The 23,932-nt window shown below is 73.5% G+C and carries 24 protein-coding genes and 1 pseudogene; 11 read left to right on the top strand and 14 right to left on the bottom strand.

Annotation, left to right across the window (positions count from 1 at the left end; all coding sequences use genetic code 11):
- Positions 1-115: 115 nt before the first annotated feature.
- Together Pdca_RS00625 and Pdca_RS00620 are read left to right on the top strand one after the other, a co-directional pair.
- Positions 116-1,558 (top strand): septum formation family protein, encoded by a 1,443-nt coding sequence (locus Pdca_RS00625; protein ID WP_085916299.1) that lies wholly within the window; start codon positions 116-118, stop codon positions 1,556-1,558.
- Between the two features lie 4 nt (positions 1,559-1,562).
- The gene (locus Pdca_RS00620) at positions 1,563-1,913 is read left to right on the top strand and encodes a metallopeptidase family protein (RefSeq protein WP_166665886.1); all 351 of its coding nucleotides are present in this window, start codon (positions 1,563-1,565) and stop codon (positions 1,911-1,913) included.
- Positions 1,914-1,972: 59 nt separating this feature from the next.
- Here the strand turns inward: Pdca_RS00620 and Pdca_RS00615 are convergent, their stop codons facing one another.
- Both Pdca_RS00615 and Pdca_RS00610 read right to left on the bottom strand, forming a co-directional pair.
- Positions 1,973-3,127 (bottom strand): LLM class flavin-dependent oxidoreductase, encoded by a 1,155-nt coding sequence (locus tag Pdca_RS00615; protein ID WP_085916298.1) that lies wholly within the window; start codon positions 3,125-3,127, stop codon positions 1,973-1,975.
- Positions 3,124-3,933, bottom strand: a complete 810-nt coding sequence (locus Pdca_RS00610; RefSeq protein ID WP_085916297.1) for an alpha/beta fold hydrolase — start codon at positions 3,931-3,933, stop codon at positions 3,124-3,126. Before Pdca_RS00610 ends, Pdca_RS00615 begins: the two co-directional genes overlap by 4 nt.
- Before the next feature lie 234 nt (positions 3,934-4,167).
- Between Pdca_RS00610 and Pdca_RS00605 the strand changes: the two genes are divergently transcribed.
- On the top strand, positions 4,168-5,169 hold the full coding sequence (locus tag Pdca_RS00605) for an AraC family transcriptional regulator (protein ID WP_158092339.1): 1,002 nt from the start codon (positions 4,168-4,170) through the stop codon (positions 5,167-5,169).
- A gap of 144 nt (positions 5,170-5,313) precedes the next feature.
- Here the strand turns inward: Pdca_RS00605 and Pdca_RS00600 are convergent, their stop codons facing one another.
- Positions 5,314-6,303: an AraC family transcriptional regulator gene (locus Pdca_RS00600; RefSeq protein ID WP_158092338.1), complete on the bottom strand. Its 990-nt coding sequence runs from the start codon at positions 6,301-6,303 to the stop codon at positions 5,314-5,316.
- Between the two features lie 201 nt (positions 6,304-6,504).
- On the opposite strand from Pdca_RS00600, the gene Pdca_RS00595 reads away from it, so the two are divergent.
- Entirely contained in the window at positions 6,505-7,701 is a 1,197-nt protein-coding gene (locus Pdca_RS00595) for an acyl-CoA dehydrogenase family protein (RefSeq protein WP_085916294.1), read from the top strand.
- A gap of 274 nt (positions 7,702-7,975) precedes the next feature.
- Here the strand turns inward: Pdca_RS00595 and Pdca_RS00590 are convergent, their stop codons facing one another.
- The 3 genes from Pdca_RS00590 to Pdca_RS00580 are packed head-to-tail and all read right to left on the bottom strand — an operon-like array spanning position 7,976 to position 10,662.
- Complete coding sequence (locus Pdca_RS00590) at positions 7,976-8,785, bottom strand: histidine phosphatase family protein (protein ID WP_158092220.1); 810 nt, start codon at positions 8,783-8,785, stop codon at positions 7,976-7,978.
- Positions 8,782-9,750 carry a prephenate dehydratase gene (gene pheA / locus Pdca_RS00585; RefSeq protein ID WP_085914156.1) on the bottom strand — a complete coding sequence of 323 codons (969 nt, stop codon included), beginning with the start codon at positions 9,748-9,750 and terminating at the stop codon, positions 8,782-8,784. The genes Pdca_RS00590 and pheA overlap by 4 nt, the downstream gene beginning before the upstream one ends.
- A 3-nt stretch (positions 9,751-9,753) precedes the next feature.
- Complete coding sequence (locus Pdca_RS00580; RefSeq protein ID WP_085914155.1) at positions 9,754-10,662, bottom strand: hypothetical protein; 909 nt, start codon at positions 10,660-10,662, stop codon at positions 9,754-9,756.
- 138 nt (positions 10,663-10,800) lie between these two features.
- Between Pdca_RS00580 and Pdca_RS00575 the strand changes: the two genes are divergently transcribed.
- Complete coding sequence (locus Pdca_RS00575; protein WP_085914154.1) at positions 10,801-11,583, top strand: DUF2470 domain-containing protein; 783 nt, start codon at positions 10,801-10,803, stop codon at positions 11,581-11,583.
- A 19-nt stretch (positions 11,584-11,602) separates the two neighbouring features.
- Here the strand turns inward: Pdca_RS00575 and Pdca_RS00570 are convergent, their stop codons facing one another.
- Positions 11,603-11,926, bottom strand: a complete 324-nt coding sequence (locus tag Pdca_RS00570) for a DUF3817 domain-containing protein (protein WP_085914153.1) — start codon at positions 11,924-11,926, stop codon at positions 11,603-11,605.
- Positions 11,923-12,402 (bottom strand): hypothetical protein, encoded by a 480-nt coding sequence (locus Pdca_RS00565; protein ID WP_085914152.1) that lies wholly within the window; start codon positions 12,400-12,402, stop codon positions 11,923-11,925. Before Pdca_RS00565 ends, Pdca_RS00570 begins: the two co-directional genes overlap by 4 nt.
- A gap of 57 nt (positions 12,403-12,459) precedes the next feature.
- Here Pdca_RS00565 and Pdca_RS00560 point away from each other — a divergent pair, with 57 nt between their 5' ends.
- Complete coding sequence (locus tag Pdca_RS00560) at positions 12,460-13,284, top strand: CPBP family intramembrane glutamic endopeptidase (RefSeq protein WP_232021347.1); 825 nt, start codon at positions 12,460-12,462, stop codon at positions 13,282-13,284.
- Between the two features lie 78 nt (positions 13,285-13,362).
- Here Pdca_RS00560 and Pdca_RS00555 read toward each other — a convergent pair whose 3' ends face one another.
- A complete protein-coding gene (locus Pdca_RS00555) occupies positions 13,363-14,244 on the bottom strand; it encodes a 1-aminocyclopropane-1-carboxylate deaminase/D-cysteine desulfhydrase (RefSeq protein ID WP_232021345.1) in 882 nt (293 codons plus the stop codon).
- Positions 14,245-14,308: 64 nt separating this feature from the next.
- Here Pdca_RS00555 and Pdca_RS00550 point away from each other — a divergent pair, with 64 nt between their 5' ends.
- Positions 14,309-14,800, top strand: coding sequence for a hypothetical protein (locus Pdca_RS00550; protein ID WP_085914150.1), 492 nt, complete (start codon positions 14,309-14,311; stop codon positions 14,798-14,800).
- 73 nt (positions 14,801-14,873) lie between these two features.
- The gene (locus Pdca_RS00545) at positions 14,874-15,410 is read left to right on the top strand and encodes a ferritin (RefSeq protein ID WP_085914149.1); all 537 of its coding nucleotides are present in this window, start codon (positions 14,874-14,876) and stop codon (positions 15,408-15,410) included.
- 64 nt (positions 15,411-15,474) lie between these two features.
- On the opposite strand, the gene Pdca_RS00540 is transcribed toward Pdca_RS00545, so the two are convergent.
- On the bottom strand, positions 15,475-16,407 hold the full coding sequence (locus Pdca_RS00540) for a DUF5926 family protein (RefSeq protein ID WP_085914148.1): 933 nt from the start codon (positions 16,405-16,407) through the stop codon (positions 15,475-15,477).
- 21 nt (positions 16,408-16,428) lie between these two features.
- Here Pdca_RS00540 and Pdca_RS00535 point away from each other — a divergent pair, with 21 nt between their 5' ends.
- From Pdca_RS00535 to Pdca_RS00525, 3 genes are all read left to right on the top strand, one after another.
- Positions 16,429-17,736, top strand: coding sequence for a cytochrome P450 (locus tag Pdca_RS00535; protein ID WP_232021343.1), 1,308 nt, complete (start codon positions 16,429-16,431; stop codon positions 17,734-17,736).
- A 147-nt stretch (positions 17,737-17,883) separates the two neighbouring features.
- Positions 17,884-18,561, top strand: coding sequence for a hypothetical protein (locus tag Pdca_RS00530; protein WP_085914147.1), 678 nt, complete (start codon positions 17,884-17,886; stop codon positions 18,559-18,561).
- A 143-nt stretch (positions 18,562-18,704) separates the two neighbouring features.
- Entirely contained in the window at positions 18,705-19,133 is a 429-nt protein-coding gene (locus Pdca_RS00525; protein WP_085914146.1) for a hypothetical protein, read from the top strand.
- Positions 19,134-20,110: 977 nt separating this feature from the next.
- On the opposite strand, the gene Pdca_RS00520 is transcribed toward Pdca_RS00525, so the two are convergent.
- From Pdca_RS00520 to Pdca_RS00505, 4 genes and pseudogenes are all read right to left on the bottom strand, one after another.
- A complete protein-coding gene (locus Pdca_RS00520; RefSeq protein WP_085914144.1) occupies positions 20,111-21,043 on the bottom strand; it encodes a DUF4328 domain-containing protein in 933 nt (310 codons plus the stop codon).
- A 109-nt stretch (positions 21,044-21,152) separates the two neighbouring features.
- Entirely contained in the window at positions 21,153-21,482 is a 330-nt protein-coding gene (locus tag Pdca_RS00515; RefSeq protein WP_174824370.1) for a rhodanese-like domain-containing protein, read from the bottom strand.
- A 500-nt stretch (positions 21,483-21,982) separates the two neighbouring features.
- Positions 21,983-23,575 (bottom strand): annotated as a pseudogene (locus Pdca_RS00510) (solute symporter family protein); the annotation flags it as partial.
- The gene (locus Pdca_RS00505) at positions 23,572-23,928 is read right to left on the bottom strand and encodes a DUF485 domain-containing protein (protein ID WP_085914171.1); all 357 of its coding nucleotides are present in this window, start codon (positions 23,926-23,928) and stop codon (positions 23,572-23,574) included. The gene Pdca_RS00505 and the pseudogene Pdca_RS00510, both read right to left, overlap by 4 nt.
- Positions 23,929-23,932 lie beyond the last annotated feature (4 nt).

Raw genomic sequence — 23,932 nt, 5'->3', positions numbered from 1 at the left:
CGGCTGGCGCGTGCGGCTGTCACCTGCACGTTCACAGCACCGCGCCGACCGACCGCCGCCCCGGCACCCCGGCCGGATGAAGCCGCGGACCGGGCCGCTGCATCATGGACGGGTCATGGATCCCAGCTCCCCCACCGGCTCCGCTCCCCGCCGGCACGCCGACCCCGGGCCTGCCGACACCGGGGAGCAGGTCTACGACGGTTACGACGGCCGCTACGCCCGTGCCGCGCACGGCGGCGCCTCCTCGCACAGTGACGCCGCGCACGGCGGCGCCTCCCACAGCGGCGCCTCGCACGGTGGCGCGCCGGGCGGCACCACGTCGGTGCTGGCCCGCCCGACCGGCGGCCCGGCGAGCCCGGTGGCACCGACCCGGCGCCGTCGCGGCACCGACGACGGGGCGGGCGCCGCGGTCTCCCACGACCACGGCCGGGAGCGCGGTCCGCTCGGTGCCCGCCGGGTCGGGATCGGGATCCTGATCGGTGCCTTCCTGATGCTGACCGTCGCCTCGCTGGATTCACTGCTCGGCGCGGAGGTGCCGGTACTGGGCTCGTTCGCCTCGTCCGGGGTGCCACCGCGGGTCGAGGCACCGCCGTCGCTCCCGCCGCCACCCGACACCGCGGGCACCTGCCTGAACTGGAACCGCGACGACGCGACCGACACCGCCGCCGTCGACTGCGCGCAGCCGCATCTGTTCGAGCAGGCCGGCCGGGTCGCGCTGGCCGACCAGGCGGTGTTCCCGACCGACCAGGCCTGGCAGACGCTGGTCGCCGAACGCTGCACCCCGGTCGTCACGCAGTACCTGAACGACAAGTTCGATCCGGACGGCAAGTTCCGGGTCGGCGCACTGAAGCCCTCCCAGCAGCGGTGGGACGAGGGCGACAAGGGGATGCGCTGCGGCCTGCAGATGGCCTCGCGCAGCAGCGCGATGCTCCCGATCACCGGCCGGGTCGCCGAGCAGGACCAGTCCGCGGTCCAGCCGGCGGGGACCTGCCTGGCGATCGACGGGCGCACCGTCGGCGACCCGACCGACTGCGCCGGGCCGCACGCCGTCGAGACCGTCGGCGTGGTCGACCTCGGCACCGAGTTCCCGGAGGCGTTCCCCACCGTCGAGGACCAGGACGCCTTCCTCCAGCCCACCTGCACGGAGGCCGCGAACACCTTCGCCGGCAACGATCAGGTCATCGCCGAGAAGAAGCTGACCGTCTACTGGGGCAACCTCTCCGAGGCGTCCTGGAACGCGGGCAGCCGCAAGGTCAACTGCAACATCGGCACCCTGTTGCCGGACGGCAGCGGCTTCGCGTCGATCACCGGTTCGGTGCGCGGGAACCTGGTCGTCGGCGAGCAGCCCGCCCCGCCCGAGGCGACCGCGCCGGGCGCCCCCGCCGACCCGGCGGCACCCGCCGACCCGTCCGCTCCGGCCGATCCGTCGGCTCCCGGTGGGGACACCCCGGTCGAGCAGCCCGGATCCGGGCAGCCCGCCGCACCGGACGGCGGCGCGGAGCAGCCACCGCCGTCGGATCTCGACGTCCCGCCGGGGCTCCCCGGGCTCGGCAACTGACGCGGTGCCCGTCCCGATGACGCCGGACCGGTTCGAGGACCTGGTCGGCAACGCACTCGATCTCGTGCCCGAACAACTCGCGGCGGCGATGGACAACGTCGTCGTGCTGGTCGAGGACCGCAACCCCGACGAGCCGGACCTGCTCGGGCTCTACGAGGGGGTCGCCCTGACCGAACGGACCGCCGACTACGCGGGCGAACTCCCCGACCGGATCACGATCTACCGGGATGCGGTGCTCGACTTCTGCGACGACGAGGAGCAGGTCGTCGACGAGGTCGCGATCACCGTGGTGCACGAGATCGCGCACCACTTCGGGATCGAGGAGGAGCGGCTGCACGAGCTCGGCTGGGGCTGAGGCCGGGACTCAGACCGGAGGCCTGCCCGGGGCCGGATCGGGACCGGCCCCGAGCGGGTTCAGCCCGCCGTGGCGAGTGCGGTCCTGAAGTGCGGGACCACCTCGCTCGCGAACAGGTCGGTGTTGCGGCGCACCAGCTCGGCCGGCATGTCCCCGATCGCGAGCATGGTCATCATCTGGCCGAACCCGAGCTCGTCGCGCAGCTCCCCGATCCGGTTGCGGACCGACTCCGGCCCGCCGACGATCACGTACCCCTGCTCGACGAGCTCGGAGTAGGACAGCTCCGGATAGGGCTTGAGGTTGGCCTTGAGCAGGCCGCGCAGCGCGGGCGGGGACATGTAACCGGGCGGGAACACCATCTCCAGGCTCTGCCGCAGTCCCTTGTGGAACAGCCACTCGACGTGCCGGCGTGCCTCCTCGTGCGCGGAACGCTCGTTCTCGCCGATGAACACCGGCACCGCCAGCGCTATCTTCTCCCGCTCCACCTCGTAGCCGATGTCGGCGGCGGCACCCCGGTAGCCGTCGAACCAGGTCTTGACCACCGCGGTCGGGGCGTACACCGAGACGTAGAGGAAGCGGTTCTCGGCGACCCAGCGCATCGTCTCCGGGCTGCCCGCGCCGGGTACCGCGATCGGCGGGTGCGGCGACTGCAGCGGACGCGGCCAGACGTTCACGTACCGGTACTCGTAGTGCTCGCCCACCCACTCGAACGGGCCCGGCGTGGTCCACGCCTTCCGGATCAGGTCGAACGCCTCGTTGAACCGGGACCGCGACTCGGCCGGGCTGACACTGTGCGCGAAGTGCTCCCACCCGATCCCGCGGACGAACCCGGACACCAGACGGCCGTTCGTGAGGTGATCGAGCATCGCCACCTCCTCGGCCACCCGCAGCGGGTTCCCGCGGATCGGGATGGCGTTGCCGAGGACCAGGATCGACGAGTTCGACGTCCGCCGGGCGAGCGCCGCGGCCATGATGTTCGGTGACGGCATCATCCCGTAGCCGGACTGGTGGTGTTCGTTCACCACGATGCCGTCGAAGCCGACCGCGTCGGCGTACTCCAGCTCGTCGAGGTAGCGGTGGTAGAGCTGCACGCCGCGGGCCGGGTCGAAGTTCCCGTTCGAGTAGGTCAGCGACATCGACGGGTACTTCTCGAGGTCGTCGAAGTCGTCCGGCAGGTACGGGTAGGGCATCAGGTGGAAGAAGTTGAACTTCACGACCGGCCTCCTGCGCGCTCGGTGAGGAAGGTGCTGACCGCGTCGGCGACGGCGTCCGGGCGCTCCCCGTACAGCGCGTGCCCGCAGTCGTCGACGACGACGAGCTCGGCATCGGGGATGCCCGCTGCGTAGCGCTCGCAGTGCACCCGCGGCACGATCCGGTCCTCGCCGGCCGCGATCACCCGGGTCGGCATCGAGATCCGGTGCAGCCTGCTCTCCAGCCGCGGGTTGTTCAGGAACGGCCGCCAGCCGAACCGGGCCAGCGAACCCAGCTCCCGGTAGGTCGCGATGATCTGGTCGGTCTCCGGGGCGACCGAGAGGATCTGCTCGACCAGCGCCGGATCGTGGTAGAGCGCCGCGATCAGCTGCGGCGGTGTCATCAGGAACAGGTCGGCTACCAGGTGACCGGGGATCCGCAACCCGACCGGGCCGAGCAGCACCAGGCTGCGGAACCGCTCCGGGGAGTGCACCGCGAGCTCGGCGGCCAGCCACCCGCCGAACGACGCCCCGACCAGGTCGACCCGGTCCAGCTCGAGCCGGTCGAGCACGTCGAGGTAGTGGTAGACGAGGTCGTCCACACCGCGCAGTTCGGGCAGGTCGTCCGAGCCGCCCCAGCCGGGATGGTCGGGGGCGATGACGTCCGCCGATCCCGACAGCCGCTCGTGGAACGGTCCCCACATCCCGGCCCCACCGGCCGCGTGCAGGAAGAGCAACGGGTGCCCGCTCCCGGACCGGAAGTAGCTGATCGATCCGCTTCCGGCCGCGAGCGTTCGCGCGACGGCCGGTCCTTCCACGACATCGGTCACCGGTGTCTGCCTCCCCGGGTCGGTCGCCCCCGGCACCGTCCGGCACCGCGGGGGTGTGGCGACTGCCACAGCCACGCCTCGACGCTACGAGTGGCGTCGCGGGCCCGCGATCCGTTCACCGCCGTGCGGCGATCCGCTTCCTGCGCAGCCGCCACCGGGCCGGACGTTGACATCAGCCCTGTTCGCTGGCCACGCTGACGTCCATCGGACAGATGTCCGCCAATGGAGGCGAGCATGGCCGGATCGGCGCCGTCGGACGTGACACGCCCGGACGCCCGCCGGCTGAGCCGGGGCACCGGCTTCAGCACCCCGGATCCCCGCCGGGCCAGGACCCGGACCGAGGCGTTCCTGGACTGCGCGCACGCGATGGCGGTGCGCGACGAGTCACGGTTCCGCGCGCAGGTGCGGTTCGCCTCGGTCGGCGGGATCGGCCTGCTGGCGACCACCTACCGCACCCCGGTGGCGATCACCTGCGTGCCACCGATCCCGTGGGTCACGCTGAACTTCCTGTCCACCGGATCGGCCGTCTCGTCGGTGGAGGGCAGCCCGCCGCTCGCCCTCGATGCGGACCGCGCGACCGTGTTCACCTACGACCGTCCGCTGACCATCCGGATGTCACCGGAGGCGTACCAGCTCATGGTGCTGATCGACCGTCGCCGGCTGGAGACCGCGCTGGAGCGGATGCTCGGCCGGCGGCCGGCCGGGCCGCTGTCGTTCGAGGCGGCCCTGGATGTCGGCAGCAGCAGCGTCACGGCGGCCGTGTCGATGCTGCTCCACGTGCTGCGCACCAGTCCGAGCGGGCGGCCGCCCCCGGCCGTGGCCGCCGAGGCGGAGCGGTCGCTGGTGTCCGCGTTGCTGCTCGGCCAGCGGCACCGGCACACCCGGGCACTGTTCGCCGAACCGGAGCGTCCGCCGCCACGGACGGTGGCCCGGGTGGTCGAGCTGATCGAGTCGAGCACCGACGAGTCGCTGGGCGTCGCCGACCTGGCGCGGGAGGCCGGGATCAGCGAGCGCGCCCTGCACGCCGCGTTCCGCAGGCACACCGGCAGCACGCCGATGGCCTACCTCCGCCGGGTGCGGCTCGACCGGGTGCGGGCCGAGCTGGCCGCGGCGGATCCGGTGACCGGCTCGGTCACCGAGGTGGCCCTGCGGCACGGGTTCGGGCACCTCGGCCGGTTCGCCGCCGCCTATCGGGCGCGGTTCGGGGAGTCGCCGTCGACCACCCTGCGCCGCTGATCCGACGGCACGCCGACGGCAGGTGCCCGGCGGAGCCGGCGGCCGACGGTCCAGCAGCGATGCGCCCTCGGGAGCCGGCCCGGCGCGGGCGAGGCGGACAACCGGCCCGGCGGCGACGACACCGGCGGCCGGCCCGGCGGGACCTCAGCGGCGCAGCGTGACCGAGGGGTGCTCTCCGAACCGCGCCCGATAGGCGGCGGCGAACCGGCCGGCGTGGGCGAAGCCGTTGTCCAGCGCGATCCGGGTGACCGACGCGTGCGGGCCGCCCCCGAGCAGGTCGCGACGGGCCCGGTCCAGCCGGATCCGTCGGGAGTGCGCGGCAGGCGTCGTCCCGAGGTGCCGACGGAACACGGCGAGCAGCGTCCGCTCGCCGACCCCGGCCACCCGGGCCAGCTCGGCGACCGGGACCGCCCGGTCCGGGTTCGTGTCGAGGTGGGCCAGCGCGTCCCGCAGCACCCGTGGCGACGGCAGCGCCAGGTGCCGGGTGAGCTGCTCGGACGACGAGTGCCGGTGCTCCAGCACCAGCAGAGAGCCGATCGTCCGCTCGAACTCGGCGGCCACCGTCGGCCGGAGCCCGGCCGGCCCGGACGCCTCGACGGCACCGAACAACGCCCGGACCGCCCCGGGAAGGGCCGAGCCGGCGTCGACCGCGGGCTCGAAGACGGGATCGGCATCCACCTGCTCGCCGAGTACCGCCGCCCACCGCTCGCGCAACGCCGCCCGCTCCAAGCGCACCACCAGCAGCACCAGATCGGCGCTCCACTCCATCCGCAGCGGGGCGACGGCGGAGATCACCGCGCCACGGTCGACGCCGGCTGCCACCGACCGGCCCAGGTGCTCCAGCCGGAAGCCGCCCCGGACCGGCAGATGGATCGTCACGAAGTCGTCCAGCGGGGGCGCACCGATCTCGACCCCGGCGCCGTAGCGGAACGCCATCAGCCGCAGGCCGGCGACCTGGACACCACGGATGTCCGCACACAGCCGGGCCGCGCGGTCCGACAGCCGCATCGAATGCCCGTTGAGCAGGGCGACCGCGCGTGACCGGATCTCGTCCGGATCGGAGGAGCGCAGCAAGGGGTGGGCCGCGAGCGGACCGGTCGGACGACACGCTGCTGTGGCCTCCGGGTCGGCCATGACCCTCCACTTCCCGTGACCCAGCGGAAGGTGCCCGCTGTTCGGACAGGTGTCCGTCATCGAATCGCCAGGCAGTCCCGGTGTCAACGCCCGTCCAGACCTACCCGTTGCGGGAATCGGCCGGTGCCGGCGGATCGCGGCTCGCCGTACGGACCGGAGCCGCCCTACCGTCCGGCAACACATCTCGACCGGAGGCCGCCGATGTCCTCGACACTCGACACCGAGACCCACACAGGGACCACTCCGCTGCTGGCGGCGGTGGACGAACTCGTCCCGCTGTTGCGGGCGAATGCCGCCGAGGCCGAACGAACCCGGCGGATCCCGCAGCAGAGCATCCGGGCCCTGGCGGACGCGGGCGCCTTCCGGATGACGACGCCGCGGCGCTACGGCGGCTCGGAGACCGACATCGTCGAGCTGACCCGGGTACTCGACGCGATCGGGCGCGGCTGCGGATCGACGTCCTGGGTCACGTCGCTGCACGCCGTCGGCTCCTACTTCGTCGGCCGCTACGACGACCGCGCACAGGACGAGGTCTGGGCCGACGGCCCGGACAGCCGGGTGGCCAGCGTTTTCAGCCCCGGCGGTCTACTCACCCCGGTCGACGGCGGCTACCTGCTCAGCGGGCGCTGGCCGTTCAACACCGGCTGCCGCTCCGCCACCTGGGACGCGGTCGCCGCCCGGGTCGACGGCCCGGCGGACGGGCCGCCGGAGATCCTGCTCGCCCTGGTCCCGATGTCGGAGCTCACCATCGCCGACGACTGGCACCCCTCCGGGCTCGCCGGCACCGGCAGCAACACCACCGTGGCCGAGTCGGTGTTCGTGCCCGAGCACCGGTTGCTCCCGGTGGCCGAGGCCCTCGCCGGGGGCACCCGGTCCGTCGCGAACGCCGACGCCGACCTGTACCACTGCGCGCTCTTCCCGTTCGTCCTGGTCAGCAGCACCGGGACTCCGCTGGGGATGGCCCGGGCCGCGATGGACCACTTCCGCGAACGGGCACCGGGCCGGATGATCACCTACACCGGATGGGCGGTGGCCGAGGCCCAGACCACGCACGTCACGGTGGCCGATGCCGCCGTGAACATCCGCGCGGCCGAACTGCTCGCCCGCGACCTGACCGAGCGGCTCCGCGCCGCCGCGATCGCCCGCCGCGACCCGGGCGTGGCCGAGCGCGCGGCGATACGGGCCGAGTCGGCGCACGTCGTCCGGCTGAGCAGGCTCGCCGTGGAGGCCCTGAACAGCATCAGCGGTGCGTCGTCGATCCAGGGGGACGTGCCCATCCAGCGGGTGTTCCGCGACATCGAGGCACTGAGCCTGCACGCGGCTCTCAACCTGAACACCAATCTCGAGGTACACGGACGGGTGCTGATGGGGCAGGACCCGGCGACGCCGTTCCTCTGATCCGGGTCGGTGCGACCCGATCCGGCCGCACCGACGAGGCACGACCCCGGCAGCGTCGCCCCTCCGGGCCGGGTCAGTGCGATCCGGTCCGGCCACGCTGACGAGGCACGACCCCGGCGACGCCGCTCCTCCGAGACGGGGCAGTACGAGCCGATCCGGCCACGCTGACGAGGCACGACCCCGGCGACGCCGCTCCTCCGAGACGGGGCAGTACGAGCCGATCCGGCCACGCTGACGAGGCACGACCCCGGCGACGCCGCTCCTCCGAGACGGGTCAGTGCGAGCCGGTCCGGCCGCCCGGCATCGGGTCCCACAGCTCGACGACCCAGCCGCCGGGGTCGCGGCGCAGCACCACCCGGCCGGTGTTCGGGACGGGCCGGTCCCGGCCGAACGTCGCGGGAACCGATCCGGGCACCGCGCCTGGCCCGACATCAGGCAGGGATTCGGGCACAGCACCGGGCAGCGCACGGGACACGGCATCAGGATCGATGCCCGGCACGGCGCCCTGCCGGGCACCCAGCAGCGCGAACGTCGCCAGCCGGATCGCGGCGCCGTGACTCACCACGACGACGGCGCCGCTGTCGACACCGCCGAGCACCGCGTCCAGGTCCGGCAGGAACCGGTTCCAGACGTCGCGCGCGGACTCGCCACCGGGCATCGGCCGGTCGACGTCGCCGTCCCACCAGGCGGCGAAGACCTCGTCGAACTGCGCCCGGGCGTCGTCGTCCGCCCGGTTGTCCAGATCCCCGACGAAGATCTCGTGCGCCCCCTGGAGCAGCTGCACGTCGACCCCGAGCGCGGCGCCGATCGGGGCCGCCGTCTCACGGGCCCGGGTGGCCAGGGAGGCGTAGACCGCGCGGACCGGCCAGCCGACGAACAGCCGGCCGACCTCGGCGGCCTGCTCGTGGCCGAGCTCGTCCAGCGACGGGCCCGGGACACCGGTGTCGAGGGCGTGCCGCACGTTCGACGGGGTGCGGCCGTGCCGCACGAGCACCAGCCGGACGGCGCCGTCGTCCGGCGGGACCTCTGCGTCCCGGATCCCGCCGCCGGCTGCGGCGAACGCGGTGGCGGTGTCGTCACTCACCGGCCGGCCCCCTCGCGGATCGTGCTGAGCCAGCGCTGCGACGCGGCGTAGTCGTCGGCGCCGGCGGTGTCCGGCGGCGACACCGGGCCGCCCACGCCGCCCGGCTGCTCCGGCCGCGCGTCGGACCGCGGGAACGAGCCGAGGTAGATCAGCCGGTCGCAGCGGCGATACAGAGCCGCGAGCGCCTCCCCCATAGCCGGATCCGCGACGTGCCCGGAGCAGTCCAGGTGGAACCAGTACTCGGCGTGCCGGTCCTTGACCGGGCGCGACTCGATCCGGGTCAGGTCGATCCCGCGGACGGTCAGCTCGGTGAGCAGGCCCAGCAGCGTGCCGGGACGGTTGGTGGTGGTCGCCGCGATCATGGTGCGGTCCCAGCCGGTCGGCTCCGGCGGGAGCGCCGGCCGGGTGAGCAGCACGAACCGGGTCACGGCGCCGGGATTGTCGGCGATGTCGTCGGCGAGCACCGCGAGCCCGTGCCGGGATGCCGCGAGTGGCGCCGCAACGGCGGCGTCCACCTCGCCGCGGGCGACCTGCGCCGCGGCCTCAGCGGTGGACGAGCTGACCCGCACCTCGGCGCCGGGCAGGTGCTCGGCCAGCCAGCCCCGAGTCTGCGCGATGCCGTGCCCGTGCGAGGCGACCGTGCGGATCGCGGTGAGATCGCCGGCCGACTCGGCCCCGGGACGCCCCAGCAGGCAGAACCGGACGGCGATCCGGGCCTCCCGGGTGACCACCAGCGGTGGATCGGCGACCAGGCCGTCGAGCACCGGGGGCACCGCGCCCTCGACGGTGTTCTCGATCGGGACGCACCCGGCGTCGACCGAGCCGTCGCGGACGGCGGCGAGCACGGCCGGTGCGCCCGGCAGCGGCACCAGCTCGGCGTCCCGGGATTCGGGCAGGGTCCGCAGAGCCTGCTCGGTGAAGGTGGCGTGCGGGCCCAGGAACCCGATCCGCGGCGGGCTCGACATCGATCAGTCCAGCAGTCCGAGTGCCACGAGATCGGCGATCGGCACCGGGTCCGGATCGACGCCGCAGCGCGGCAGCACCGTGCGGACCTGCTCGACGGCGGCCGGGGGCAGCTCGTCCAGCTCGCGGGCGAGCTTCTCGCCGTCGGTGCACTCCAGCGCGTCCTGCACCGGGTCGGGCGATGCGCTCACGCCGGTCATCCGGGCGACCGCCACGATCAGGTTGAGCAGGCCGTGCCTGCCCCGGGTGAACGAACCGGACGGCTCCTCGCGGACGATCCGGTCGATCCCCTGCGCGGAGATCCCGCCGGTGCCGCTCTCCAGGCCCGCCTGCAGGAAGGCGTACACGTCGTCGACCTCGGGCACGTCGGACGGCCGCGGGCCGCCCATCCGGATCTTCGGCGTGCAGCCGTGCTCGGCGACCTTGCGGACGGCGGCCAGCCAGGCCAGCGTCCCCTCCGGGTCACCCTCGACCGGACGGCGCGGCTCGACGACCGGCGTGACCTCGTCGGGGACGAACTCGGAGACGCGCTCCAGCCAGATGCCGTCGACGTCCGGCGGCGCGGCGCACTCGACGGTGCTCGGTGTGAGCAGGCTGGATCGGGAGAACACGGTGGACAGGGCTTTGGGGACCGCCCCCAGGCCGGTGTCCACGACGAGTGCCAGCTCGGCGGGACGGCTCGGGGCGGACCTGGCCAGCTCGGTGACCACGGCGGGCAGCTGTGAGGCCGGGCAGACCAGCCGGCCGACGAGGCCTCCGTAGTGACCGTCGCGAGCAGCGAGGTAGCGCGACACCACGGCGTCGACACCCGGTGCGACGGTCCGCGGCTGCAGCAGGCTGGTGTCGTCGACCAGCGCAGCCAACAGCGGACGGATCGGCCACGGGTCGGCAGCGGAACCCGAGGGCACGGTCATCACGTCGACAGACGCTAACGGTCGGGTCACGGGCGGTGGACAACGGGGGTTGCCACCCGGCCGAACGACGCCGACATCCAGCACTGGACAGGGGACGCTCACACCTGTTTAGGTAAGGGTTACCTAATGGAGGTGACAGTGGGAACCACCCGCACGCGACGCCCGCCGACGCCCGCCACCGCCGAGCGCGCACGCAGCCTGGTCACCCGTGGCGGTCGTGCCGCGCTCGTCGGGACCGGCGAGCCGGAACCGTGTGCGCCACTGATGCACCACACGTGGCCGGACGGCACCACCGACGTGTTGCTGCCCGACGACCATCCGGTCCGGGAGAAGGCACGGCTCGCCATCGACGGTTTCCCGGTGATGCTGGAGCTGACCGGCTCGACACCGGTGCCGCTGCCCGAGCCGGTGCGCGAGCTGCTCTGGCTGCTGGGCCGCCTCCACGAACCCGACCCGCGGACGGGGCGGGACCGCGCGCTGCGGCTGGCGGAGAAGGCACCGCACCCGAACCTGCTCGACGCCGGGCGGGGCGCGACGCTGCTGCGGCTGCACCCGTCGTCGGCGGTGTACTCCGACGCCGAAGGCTGCGCACCCGTCTCACCGGTCGAGCTGTCGGCCGCCGAGCCGGATCCGTTCTGCCGGGTCGAGCAGGTGTGGCTGGAGCACCTGGACCGGGCGCACCCGGACATGCTGGCCGCCCTGCGCAGGCACCTGCCGCACGGGCTCCGGTCGCCGGGCGACGCGGCCGGGCGGATCCGGCCGATCGGCGTCGACCGGTTTGGGCTGCGGGTGCGGGTGCCCGCGTCCGGCGGCGGCACCCAGGACGTCCGGCTGGCCTTCTCCGCCGAGGCGACCACGCCGGCCGAGCTGCAGAAGCGGTTCGCCGAGCTGGTCGGCTGCCCGGTGGCGCAGCAGCCCTGAGGCCCGGTGCCCGCGGCTGTCAGCCGCTTGCAGCCGCGAGGTGCTCGGTCTGCACCTTGCGGGTGACGTGCCGCTCCGCGAAGAACGACGCCACCGGCACCGTCCCCGCCGCCAGGATGACCACCGCGAACACCGGGTTCCAGCGGCACCGTTCGGCCAGCACCAGCGTGCACACGATGTAGATCATGTAGAGGAAGCCGTGCACCATGCCGATCAGGGCGACCGGGCGCGGATCGTCGAAGATGTACTTCGCCGGCATCGCGTAGAAGGTGAGCAGGAGCAGGCCCACCCCGGTGACCCAGGCCGAGATCCGGAAGGCCTTGAGCGCGGTCGCGACGGTCACGGGGTCGCCTCCTCCTGCCGGGCCGCGAGGCGGGCCAGCTCATCGTTGTAGGCACGCAGCTGGGGATCCGCGGGCGGTGGCGCGGTCACCCCGGCGGGACGCGCGGTGAAGGGTGATGGCCGGGCAGCGGGCTCCGCGGGCGCGACCGACGCCGTGACCGGCTCGGCAGCGACCTGCTCCGCCACGGCGGCCTGCTCCGGCACGACGGCGGGCGCGGGCTCCGGTGCGGCCGGGCCGGCATCGGCCCGGGCGGCGCGCAGATCGTTGATCTCCATGCGCAGGAACCGCCACCACATGATGCCGAAGAACAGGGCGAACAGCGGCCACTGCAGCCCGTACCCGATGTTCAGGGCGGAGCCCATCGCCGATCCGGCCCGACCCCACTGCCAGGCGGCCAGCCAGCCACAGGTGACCATCGCGCCGAGCGTGAGCACATGCCAGGCCATCCACTTCGGGGACAGCAGCAACCGCAACACGCACCCAGGGTACGCACCGCCGCCGGGCGGAGCACCGGGCCTGCGAGGATCACCACCGTGACGACGGCACCGGCCACCGCGGGTGGTCTGCGTGGATGGCTGAACCCGGCGGCGCCGGCGGACCCGGTCGTCGTCACCGACCGCCGGGAACGACGGCTGATCGGCCTGGAGATCGCGGTCGTGCTGACCGTGACGCTCGGGCTCTCCGGGCTGCGCAGCGCGCTGTCCCTGCTGGAGGCGCTCCTCGCGCCGGCGCCGCTGACCGATCAGCAGGTCGCGCTGAACGCGCCGGCATCCACCGACACCTGGATCGACCTGGCATTCCAGCTGGTCCGTGCGCTGCAGCTGGCCGGATGGGGCGCGCTGGCCGCGTACCTGCTGCTGCGCGCCGGGTTCGCGCTGCGCCGGGTCGGGCTGGACGGCCGCCGGGCGGGCCGCGACACGCTGCACTCGTTCGGGCTGGCGGCGCTGATCGGGATCCCCGGGCTCGGGCTCTACCTGCTGGGCCGGGTCGCCGGGATCACCCCGGACGTCGCCCCCAGCACGCTGTCCGACGACTGGTGGCGGATCCCGATGCTGATCCTCTCCGCCGCCGCGAACTCCTGGGCGGAGGAGGTCGTCATGATCGGCTACCTGCTCACCCGGTTCCGGCAGCTCGGCTGGTCGGAGAACCGGTCCGCCCTGGTGGCCGCCGTCGTCCGCGGGTGCTACCACCTCTACCAGGGGGTCGGGGCGTTCGTCGGGAACCTCGTGATGGGCCTGGTCTTCGCCCGGTACTGGCAGCGGACCAACCGGCTCTGGCCGCTGGTCGGTGCGCACCTGGTGATCGACATCGTGGCGTTCGTCGGCTACGCGCTGCTGGTGGACGTCCTGCCGTTCTGATCCCCGGCGAGCCGCAGCGCCTGCTCCGCGGCGGCCTGCAGCGAACACCGGCCGCCGGGGCGCGAGGGCGGGCGCGGTTCAACCAGTCCCGGGGCCCGACACGAGCGCCACGACCGTCTCCCCGTCGAATGCCCCCGCACCGGCGAGCACGGACAGGCCGAACAGTGCCTTCCCGACGTAGACCGGGTCCGGGGTCCAGCCGTGCCGGTCGGCGAACCGGGCCAGGAACTCGTCGAGCGCAGCGTCCCGGCGGGCGAACCCGCCGCAGTGGAATCGGTGGTCGATCGTCCAGTTGTCCAGCGACCGGCGCAGCGCCGACCGGTGCAGCGCCGTCACCTCGGCATCGAGCGACCGGGCTCCGCGCAGCACGCTGATGCCCAGTGCCCGGCGACCGGCCGGCAGCGCGGCCGCGATCCCGGCGAGGGTGCCGCCGGTCCCCACGGCACACACGACGGCGTCGTAGGGCCGGTCCAGCTCGTGCACCAGCTCGGCGAGCCCGGGGAACGCGAACGGCGTCGTGCCGCCCTCCGGGACCACGTACGCCCCGCCGAACCGGTCGCGCAGCGCCGCCAGCACGTCCGGCTCGGTCTTGCGCCGGTAGGTCGCCCGGTCCAGATAGTGCAACGTCATGCCGCGCTCCTCGGCGCGGCGCAGACCGGGGTTCGTCGGCTGTTCCTCACCCCGGATGACGCCGACGGTCCGGAGGCCGAGCCGCTCCCCCAGTGCCGCGACGGCGCGGACGTGGTTGGAATGGGCTCCGCCGAAGGTGAGCAGGGTGCCCGCACCGCGGTCGCGGGCGTCCCGCACGAGGTACTTGAGCTTGCGCCACTTGTTCCCCGGCACGTCGGGATGGATCAGGTCGTCGCGCTTGAGCAGCACCCGGCAGCGCCCGAAGAGCGGATCGCGCAGCTCGACCAGCGGTGTCGGCAACCGCAGCTCCGCCTCCCATGCCTGGTCCACGCTCCGAAGGGTAGGGCGCCGGCGACCGTTGCTCCGCGGAACCTGACCCGCCACGATCGTCCGCATGGGACTCCGGGGGTGGCGGTGGTGGGCACGGTCGTCGGGTCCGGGTGGCGTGTGGCTCAGCCACTACACCTACGTCAGCACGTCGAGGGGTTCGATCGACCGCTACCACCACGTCGTCGTGCGGTCCGTCGGCGACCGGGTGGAGATCGGGAGCATCCCCGGGTCGAACGACTCGCGGCTCGAACTGCGACTGACCCGCGACGGCCAGATCCTCACCGGCAGCTGGACCGAGTACACCGCCGTCGACGGCCACTACCGCGGCGCCCGCTACCACGGCGCGGTCCAGCTCGTCGTCGATCCGACGGGCCGGTCCGCCCGAGGCCGCTGGGTCGGCTACGACCGATCGGGTGAAGTCGACTCCGGCCCCTGGGAGCTGCCCCTCCTGACGACCGGCTCGGGGCCCGGCGCGGTCCGCGAGCACGCCCGTCCGGCCGCTCCGCCGAGCTCAGGCGATGCACCGGAAAAGGGCCCCTCACCTGGAGAAAGGTGACCCTCTCCAACTGAGACGGACCTCAACTCTGGAATGTTTCAAGTTAAGCGTGATCGCCGCTAACCTGGATCACATGACCGACGAGACCAAGTTCCACGCCCTGCTCCGCGACCAGGTCCGCAGCGAGTTCACCGCCAGCCAGCAGTACACCGCGATCGCGGTCTGGCTGGACGACCAGGACCTCCCGCAGCTGGCCGCGCACTTCTACGCGCAGGCCCTCGAGGAGCGCAACCACGCGATGAGCATGGTCCAGTACATGCTGGACAACGACCTGCAGGCCACCATCCCCGGCATCGACGCGGTCAAGAACGACTTCAGCTCCGTCGAGGACGTGGTGTCGCTCGCGCTGACCCAGGAGAAGCAGGTCACCGAGCAGATCACCACGCTCGCCCGGACCGCCCGCGACGAGGGTGACTACCTCGGCGAGCAGTTCATGCAGTGGTTCCTGAAGGAGCAGGTCGAAGAGGTCGCCTCGATGACCACGCTGCTGACCATCGTCCGCCGCGCCGGCGACGACCTGTTCCACATCGAGGACTTCGTCGCCCGCGAGCTCGCCAAGGGCGAGCCGGCCGACGCCACCGCACCGGCCGTCGCCGGTGGCCGCGTCTGAGCGAGCACCGCCGTCGGTCAGCAGGGGTCCCGGCGCCGCACCGGCACCGGGGCCCGCTGCGCGGCTAGCGCAGCGTGATCTGCTTCCCGGAGAGCACCTCGCGCGCCCGGTGCTCGGCATCGGTCAGCGGCGCATCCGCCAGTCCCGCCAGCGCCTCGTCCAGCCGCACGGCGAACTCGGCCGCCGGACCGGCCCACTCCGACGAGTGCATCTCCCGGTCGACGTCCCAGACCGGCACCAGCAGGCCGTGCGCCCGGAACGACCCCGCGTAGCGGGACCCCTCGCCCAGCTCCAGACCGCCCTGGTCGGACAGCCGGGCCAGCGCCGCCATCAGCCAGGTCTCGTCCTCGGTCCGTACCCAGCGGACGTGCGCCTTCGAGCCGGTGTCCACCCAGTACGCACCCCGCACACCCGGCGCGGTCAGCGCCTCGGTCGGCATGATCACCGAGTTGGCGCGCTCCAGCATCGCCGCCGCCTCCGGGTCCGGGCTCTCCCCGGGAAGCCACCACGCGAAGTCGGCGTGCACCGTCGGCTCCAGCGGGGTCTCCGGCTCGAGCAGGTCCTGCAGCCGCTCGCCGGTCCTGCGGTCCGGCCCGACCACCGGCAGCGACGAGCCGGGCTCCGCCGAGCGGGCCCAGGCCAGCGCGCCGGCGAGATCGGCGGACAGATCCCCGGAACGGGTCTGCACCTGCATCCCGAGCAGGATCTCGCCGTTGTCCCGGACCAGCGCCGCGGAGGCACCGGGCAGCACCGACGTCAGCGTCACGGGCCCGCCGTCGCGCAGCGGCAGCGGAGCCGTCGCCGACGGTAGGAACTCGCGCATCGCGACGAGATCGGGTTCGGCGGCCAGCCCCTCGAACGGCCGGACGACGATCACGTCGTCACCGGCGCCGTGGCAGGCCTTGTACCGCTTCCCCGAACCGCACGGACACGGCCGGCGCGGGTTGTCGGCGGTCGCCTCGGAACGGTTGGCACGGTTACGCGTCTTCTTGCCCATCACCCGGCAAGGTAGCGGGTGATGCATGCGTCCGATTCCCCAGACCCCCGGTCCCGGCCCGCCCCGGCACTGTTCGACGCCACGGACCCGGGCTTCCTCGACGATCCCTACCCCGCCTACGCCGCACTGCGCGCCGCCGGCCCGGTGCACGAACACCCGGGGCTGGGCCTGCCGGTCGCGGTCACCCACGCGGCCTGCTCCGCGGTGCTGCGCGACCGCGGTCTCGGCCGGATCTGGACCGATGCCCGCCCCGAGGCCGAGCTGGCCGCGTTCAACCTCCTGCACCGCAACTCGCTGCTGGAGCGGGAGGGCGAACCGCACACCCGGCTACGACGCCTGGTGGCCGCCGCGTTCGCCCGCGGGCACACCGAGCGGCTCGCCCCGCTGGTGCGCACCCGCGCCACCGCGCTCGTCGAGGACCTCGTCACCAGAGTGCGCGACGGCGAGCCCGCCGACCTGATCCCGCTGGTCGCCGAGCCGCTGCCGGTCCAGGTGATCGCCGACCTGCTGGGGGTGCCCGACGACCGGCGCGCCCCGCTGCGGGACTGGTCGGACGCGATCGTGCGGATGTACGAGCCCGATCCCGGGACGGACGGGCGGATCGCTGCCGAGCGGGCGTCCGCCGACTTCGTCGCGATGCTGCGGGACCTGGTCGCGCAGCGCACCCGGCACGGCTCCGGCAGCGCCACGGACCGGCCCGGACCGGCGGCGGATCCGTCCGGACGACCGGGGGACCTCATCGGCGATCTGCTCGCGGTGCGCGACTCCGGGGACCGGATCTCCGCCGACGAGCTCGTCGGCACCGCGGCCCTGCTCCTGATGGCCGGGCACGAGGCGACCGTCAACGTCATCGGCAACGGGGTGCACGCGCTGCTGCGGCACCCGGACCAGTGGCGACGCCTGGTGGCCGATCCGGAGCTGGTCGGGACGGCCGTCGAGGAGCTGATCCGGTTCGACGCGCCACTGCAGCTGTTCGAGCGGACCGCGGTCGTCGACACGACGATCGCCGGGCACCCGGTGCCCGCCGGCGGCCGGATCGGGACGCTGCTCGGCGCCGCCGGTCGCGATCCCGCCGCGTTCGGCGACGACGCCGACCGGCTCGACGTCGGCCGGTCCCCGAACCCACACCTGGGGTTCGGTGGCGGCGTGCACTACTGCCTCGGCGCCCCGCTGGCCCGGCTCGAGATCGCCGAGGTGCTGCGCGCGCTGCTGCGCCTGCTCCCGGACGCGGTGCCGGACCGCGCCCCGGTCCGCCGGCCGCGTTTCGTCATGCGCGGCTGGTCGGAACTGAGACTGTCCGGCTCGGCCGAACGGCCCTCATTGCGTTGAGCTGAACGAATCATTCCGCAGGGCCGTTCGAAGAATTGCGTTGAGCGCACCCGAATGTCTGCGACGGCGATTCTCCGAATTGTGGGTGCGGCGTCGACCGCGAGCGGGGGCCATGTTGAAATCATCCCGGTGGAATCGTGGTCGGAAGTGCTCCGGGAAGCACTCGGGGCACCCGGGGTGCGGTACGCCTGCGCGGCCGATCCGGCCACCGGGCAGGTCGTGGCCGCACACGGGACGGCCGCCACCGGTGAGCCACCACCGGCGGCGGACGACCTGCCGGACCCGTCGGCGGCCGCCCCCGGCGGTGGCGCAGTCCCCGGTGGCGGTGGCGCAGTCCCCGGTGGGGTCGCCGCGGTACTCGGCTGGGCCGGCGCCGAAGCTGCGGCGACAGATACCGGAGCGCGCTTCGAGGATGCCGTGATCACCACCGACCGGGCCTACCACCTGGTGCGCACGCTGCACCGCGACAACGCGGCGCTGCTCGCGTATCTGCAGGTCGATCGGGTGCGCGGCAATCTGGCGCTGGCCCGGCGGGCGCTGCTGACGCTCCCGTCGGAACCGATCGCGGTGCCGAACGCGGAGCCGATCGCGGTGCCGGCACAGACCGCCGCGCCGGAGGCCGAGCGGATCGACCCGGTCGCGATCCCACTCCCCCGCCGTGCATCCACCGCTGCGGTCGAGCCACCACCGCCCTCCCCTCCGGTGAGCACCGCGTCCGAACCGCCGGACCGGCCGGGGAGCCGGTGGTCCGACGATCTGCGCACGATGGCCCGGATCCTGGCCGGACTGCGGCGCCTGGACCGGCCGTCCACGACGGAGAGTTGACGTTTCGTGATTCAGGGTTATTGTTGATTCCCTCGCCGGGACATTAAGTAGAAGATCTTCTCCGTCTCCCGCGGAGAATTCCCGGTGGCCGCTCCCCGATCATCGAACACGGCCGTATCGACGCGCCGTGCGGAGGCACAGCAATGAACAACATCGATCGTTCGCTGGACATGGCAGCCAACATCAAGGGCGCCTTCGCGGTCGCGATCGTCGACTTCGAGAGCGGCATGACCCTGGGCTCGCGTGGCGGCAGCCCGGAGTTCGACCTGGACGTCGCGGCGCCCGGTAACTCCGAGGTCGTGCGCACCAAGCTCGAGGTCATGCAGAAGATCGGGCTGCGCGAGAACATCGAGGACATCCTGATCACGCTGGACAGCCAGTACCACCTGATCCGGATCATCCGCGGCACGGACGAGCAGCTGTTCTTCTACCTGGTCCTCAACCGTGCCCAGGCCAACCTGGCGATGGCCCGCCGCGATCTGCGCGTCATCGAACAGCAGTTCGCGATGTCCGCGCCGCAGTCGGCCCCGCAGCAGGCCGGGCAGGCGTTCTTCCCCGCCCAGCAGCGCTGAGCCGCCCGACCGCGTGGGACGTCACTGGCATGCGGTCACGGTCCGGACCGACGGTCTCGCCGCGGTGCTCGGACCGCTGCTCACCGACCCCAGGATCCGGTCCGCCGCGCTGATCGACGTCGACAGCGGGATGGTGCTCGACGTCTGCGGGCCGGACACCTCGGCCGGCCGGTTCGGGCTGGCCAGACCTGCCGAGCACGACCACCGCGACGAGGTCCGCGGGGCGGCGCACGCCGAGCTGGTCCGGATCGGGCTCGCGCTGGCACCCGCCGCCGGCGGGCTGATCTCGCTGGTGCTGGAGGCCGGGCCGGACCGGCACATACTGCACACCGTCGCCGATCCGCACGGCGGCCGGCTCGCGATGTCGGTCGTCGTACGCGGGTCGGAGCGGACGGTCGCGAAGGTCCGGAAGCGGCTGCGCGCGGTCTCGGAACACGCGCTCACCGCGGGACCCTCGGTCGCCGTGCGACCGGGATCCGCCGGGTGGACGGTGCCCGGTCCGGCGGGGCCCGGCTCCCCTGGTCGCGCGGCGTCCGGTCCGGCCGGGCTCAGCCATCCGGGGCCCGATCCCGCGGGGCTCGGCCACGCGGCGCCCGGTGCTGCAGGACCCGGCCACCCGAGTCCCGGGCCGAACGGGAGCAGCGGATCGGGCGGGAACCCCGGGCCGACCGACCCGAACGGTCCCGGCGGTTCCGGCGGTTCCGGCGGCACGACCGCTCCGGGCGGCGACCCGGCCGTGCACGGCGCGCGGTTCCCGGGCAGCGGGATCGGCCGCGAACCCGCTACCGGCCCGGGCACCCCGGGGCCCGGCTACACCGGAGCACCCGCGGTCGCCCTCCCCGCGCCCAGGAACACCGGACACCCGTCCACGAACGTCGGCGCCACGCACGCCGGGCAGGCGACAGCCGGTGCCCATCCGGATCCGGGCTCCGGCGATACCATCGAGGCCACCGTGCCGTCCCGTGCGGTCGCCCCGCTCAGCCCGGCCGCGGCGCCGGATCCGGTGCCGGATCCGGCTCGGCCCGATCCAGCTGCGGCTGCGGCTCCGGCCGATCCGGCGCCGGCGACGTGGGCGGCTCCCCCGCCGGGCCCGCCCGCACCAGAAGCTCCCGCGGACCACGCGGCTCCGGCTCCAGCAGACCGGTGATCCACCGCACGACGCGGATCGTCCGGTAGGCCGCTACCGCGGCGCCGACGTCGGCCCAGGCGTGCACGACGACCCCGTCGGCCAGTGCCTGGGTGCCGGTCCGGAACCGCCCGATCAACGCCAGCGCGGCGAGCAGCACGCAGGCCACCCACATCACCCACCAGACCATGAGCTCCCGCGACGGCGAGGGCCGCCGGTCGGCGGGCAGGCCCAGCGCGGTGTGCTCGGTCTCGGCGAGCAGCGATCCGGGCGCGGCCAGGTTCCAGCCCGGGACCAGCCAGCCGGCGACGATGCTGCGACGGCTGCGCCACGGCCGCGTCCCGGCCCGCTCGGCGGCCGCCTGGTAGGACCAGCGGCTCCACGAGATCGTCAGCACCCCGGCGGCGATCACCGCCGCGACCGAGGACCAGCCGCCGAACCAGACCATGGCGTCCGACCAGGCGACGGCGACCGGGGACAACGCGTCCGACCGGCTCTGCAGCAGCAGGGTGTACCGCCAGGTCTCGGCGGCGGCCGCGATCAGGCTCATCACGACCACCACCCACAGCACCGGGACGAGCTGCCCGGCGAGCCAGCGGACCCGGTCGACCGGCGCGGCCGGGCCGTCGTCCGGGCCGGGCGGCATCCGCCACGGCCCGACCGGAAGACCCCAGCGCGGCACCGAGCGGTAGCGCGGCGGGCCGGCGTACCGGTCGGGGGCCGGCTCCGGCCTGCGCGGGCGCAGCGAGTCCGGCAGGGCCGCGGGATCCGGCGGTGTCGCCACCCAGTCCAGCGCCGACAGATAACGGCCGCACCAGGGACAGAAGGCGCCGCTCCCCGGCCCGGCCTGCCGGCCGCACCGCGGGCAGGGTGGCGGTGGGTACGCCAACGCCTCAGGCGATCCGGGGTGCGCTGCCGTCGTCGGTGATCACGTCACGTCCGACGGCGGCCCAGTCCTGCATGCCGCCCGCCACGTTCACCGCGGGGAAACCCTGCTGGCTGAGGTAGGCCACCACCCTGGCGGAACGGCCACCGGAGCGGCAGACGACGTAGAGCGGATCGTCGCCCGGAACCTCGGCGACCCGCCCCGCCAGCTCGGACATCGGGAGGTGACGGGCGGACGGGGCGTGACCGGCCGTCCACTCGTCGAGCTCACGGACGTCCAGCATCGGGGCGTCGGCGGGGAGATCGGACACGCTCACGGTGGGCACCGGCTCGGACATGCCGGCCATCTTGCCACGCTGCACCGTCAACATCCGGTGAGAGACAGTGCTGTTCGGGGCCGGCCGGTGCCGCTCGGTGCCGTCCGGTGCCATCCGGTGCCATCCGGTGCCATCCGGTGCCGGTCAGCGCAGTTCAGTGCCGTCCGGTGCCGGTCAGCGCCGGCCGGTGCCGGTCAGCGCCGCGGCTCGTCGCCGAAGAGCGACCCGTGCGGCAGCGTCATCTCGTTCGCGTCCGGCGGCGGTTCGCCCGCTCCGGCGTCCGGCGGGGACCAACGGTGCCGGGCCGGGTCTCGGGGCGCCCCCGGCCGGTACGCGCCGGTCGCGCCGGATCCGCCGAACAGTTCGCCGGCCTGCCGGGCGGCCGCCTGCGGGCGCGCCTGCGACCTCCTGTGGGACGCGCGCCCGGCGCGGCTGCCGTCGTCGCCACGGTAGGTCGGGATCGCACCCACGGAGGTGGCCGTCACCGGCTCCCGCTTCGGCTCGTCCTTCGGTGCGGTGGTGGCCCGGACCGCGCCCGCACCGGTCAGCGACCGGACCTCCATCTCGGCGTAGCGGGCGGCGGCGAACCGCTCCGTGCCGCCGAGGAGGGTGCCGACGATCCCGAGCAGGAACGAAGCCGGGATCGACACCAGGCCCGGGTTGGACAGCGGGAAGATCGCGAAGTCTGCGCTCGGGATCATCGAGGTCGGCGAACCGGACACCGCGGGCGAGACCACGATCAGCCCGACGCAGATGAGCACGCCGCCGTAGATGCTGCACAGCGCCCCGGTGGTGTTGAACCGCTTCCAGAACAGCGAGAACAGGATCGTCGGCAGGTTCGCCGAGGCGGCGACGGCGAAGGCCAGCGCGACCAGGAACGCCACGTTCTGGCCGTTCGCGATGATGCCGCCGCCGATCGCGACCAGCCCGATCACCAGGGCGGTGGTCCGGGCGACCCGCACCTCGGCGTCCGGTGAGGCGTTGCCCCGGCGGATCACGTTGGCGTAGACGTCGTGCGCGAACGAGGCCGACGCGGTGATCGTCAGCCCGGCGACGACCGCGAGGATCGTCGCGAACGCGACCGCCGCGATCAGCCCGAGCATGATCTCGCCGCCGAGCGCGTAGGCCAGCAGCGGCGCCGCGTCGTTCTGGTTCGCCCGGGTGATCGTCCCGGCCGGGAGCAGCGCCATCGCGCCGTACCCGAGCACCAGCGTGAACAGGTAGAACGTGCCGATCAGCCAGATCGCCCAGACCACCGAGCGGCGCGCCTCCTTGGCCGAGGGCACCGTGTAGAAGCGCATCAGGATGTGCGGCAGGCCCACGGTGCCGAGCACCAGCGCGAGCCCCAGCGAGATGAAGTCGATCTTGTTCGTGTACTGCAGGCCCGGGGCGAGCACCGCCTCGCCGTGCTCGGAGTTCTCGGTCGCCCGCTCCAGCACCGTGGACAGGTCGAAGCCGTACCGGCCGAGCACCCAGGTGGTCATCACGGCCGAACCGACGAGCAGCAGGCCGGCCTTGATGATCTGCACCCAGGTGGTGCCCTTCATGCCGCCGAACAGCACGTAGACGATCATCAGACCGCCCACGACGACGATCACCATCGCCTGCGAGAACGCGTCGTCCTTCGGGATCTGCAGCAGCAGTGAGATCAGGCCGCCGGCGCCGGCCATCTGGGCGACCAGATAGAAGAACGAGACGACCAGGGTGGACGTCGCGGCGGCCGCGCGGACCGGGCGCTGGCGCATCCGGAACGCCAGCACGTCCCCCATCGTGAAGCGCCCGGTGTTGCGGAGCAGTTCGGCGACCAGCAGCAGCGCCATCAGCCAACCGACCAGGAAGCCGATCGAGTAGAGGAACCCGTCGTAGCCGTAGAGCGCGATCGCGCCGGCGATCCCGAGGAACGACGCGGCGGACAGGAAGTCACCGGCGATCGCGGTGCCGTTCTGCGGACCGGTGAAGGCGTGCCCGCCGGTGTAGTAGTCGGCGCGGGTCGCGTTGGTGCGGCTGACCCGGAGCACGATCAGCAGGGTCACGATCACGAACAGCAGGAAGAACCCGAGATTGGCCGTGACGCTGCCGACGGACTCGGCCTGGGCCAACGCGGAGCCGGTCATGCCCGCACCTCCGGGGCCCCGGCGAGACCGGTCTCGACCCGGGCACGCAGCTCGGCGGCCGGTCCGTCGAGCTCCCGCTCGGCGAACCGCACGTACAGCGTGGTGATCACGAAGGTGCTGACGAACTGGCCGAGGCCGATCAGCAGGCCGACGGTGATCGTCCCGACGACCCGGATGGCCATGAACTCGGGGGCGTAACCGGCGAGCAGGACATACGCCAGGTACCAGACCAGGAAGACCGCAGTCATCGGGAACACGTACCGGCGCAGCCGGGTACGGAGCGCCTGGAACTCGGGGGTGGCCTGGACCTGTTGGTACACCGTCCCGTCCGGGCCCTCTGCGGGGCTGCTCATGGCG

It is taken from the genome of Pseudonocardia autotrophica (assembly GCF_003945385.1).
Lineage (GTDB): Bacteria > Actinomycetota > Actinomycetes > Mycobacteriales > Pseudonocardiaceae > Pseudonocardia > Pseudonocardia autotrophica.
This window is presented reverse-complemented; position numbering and strand designations above follow the sequence as displayed.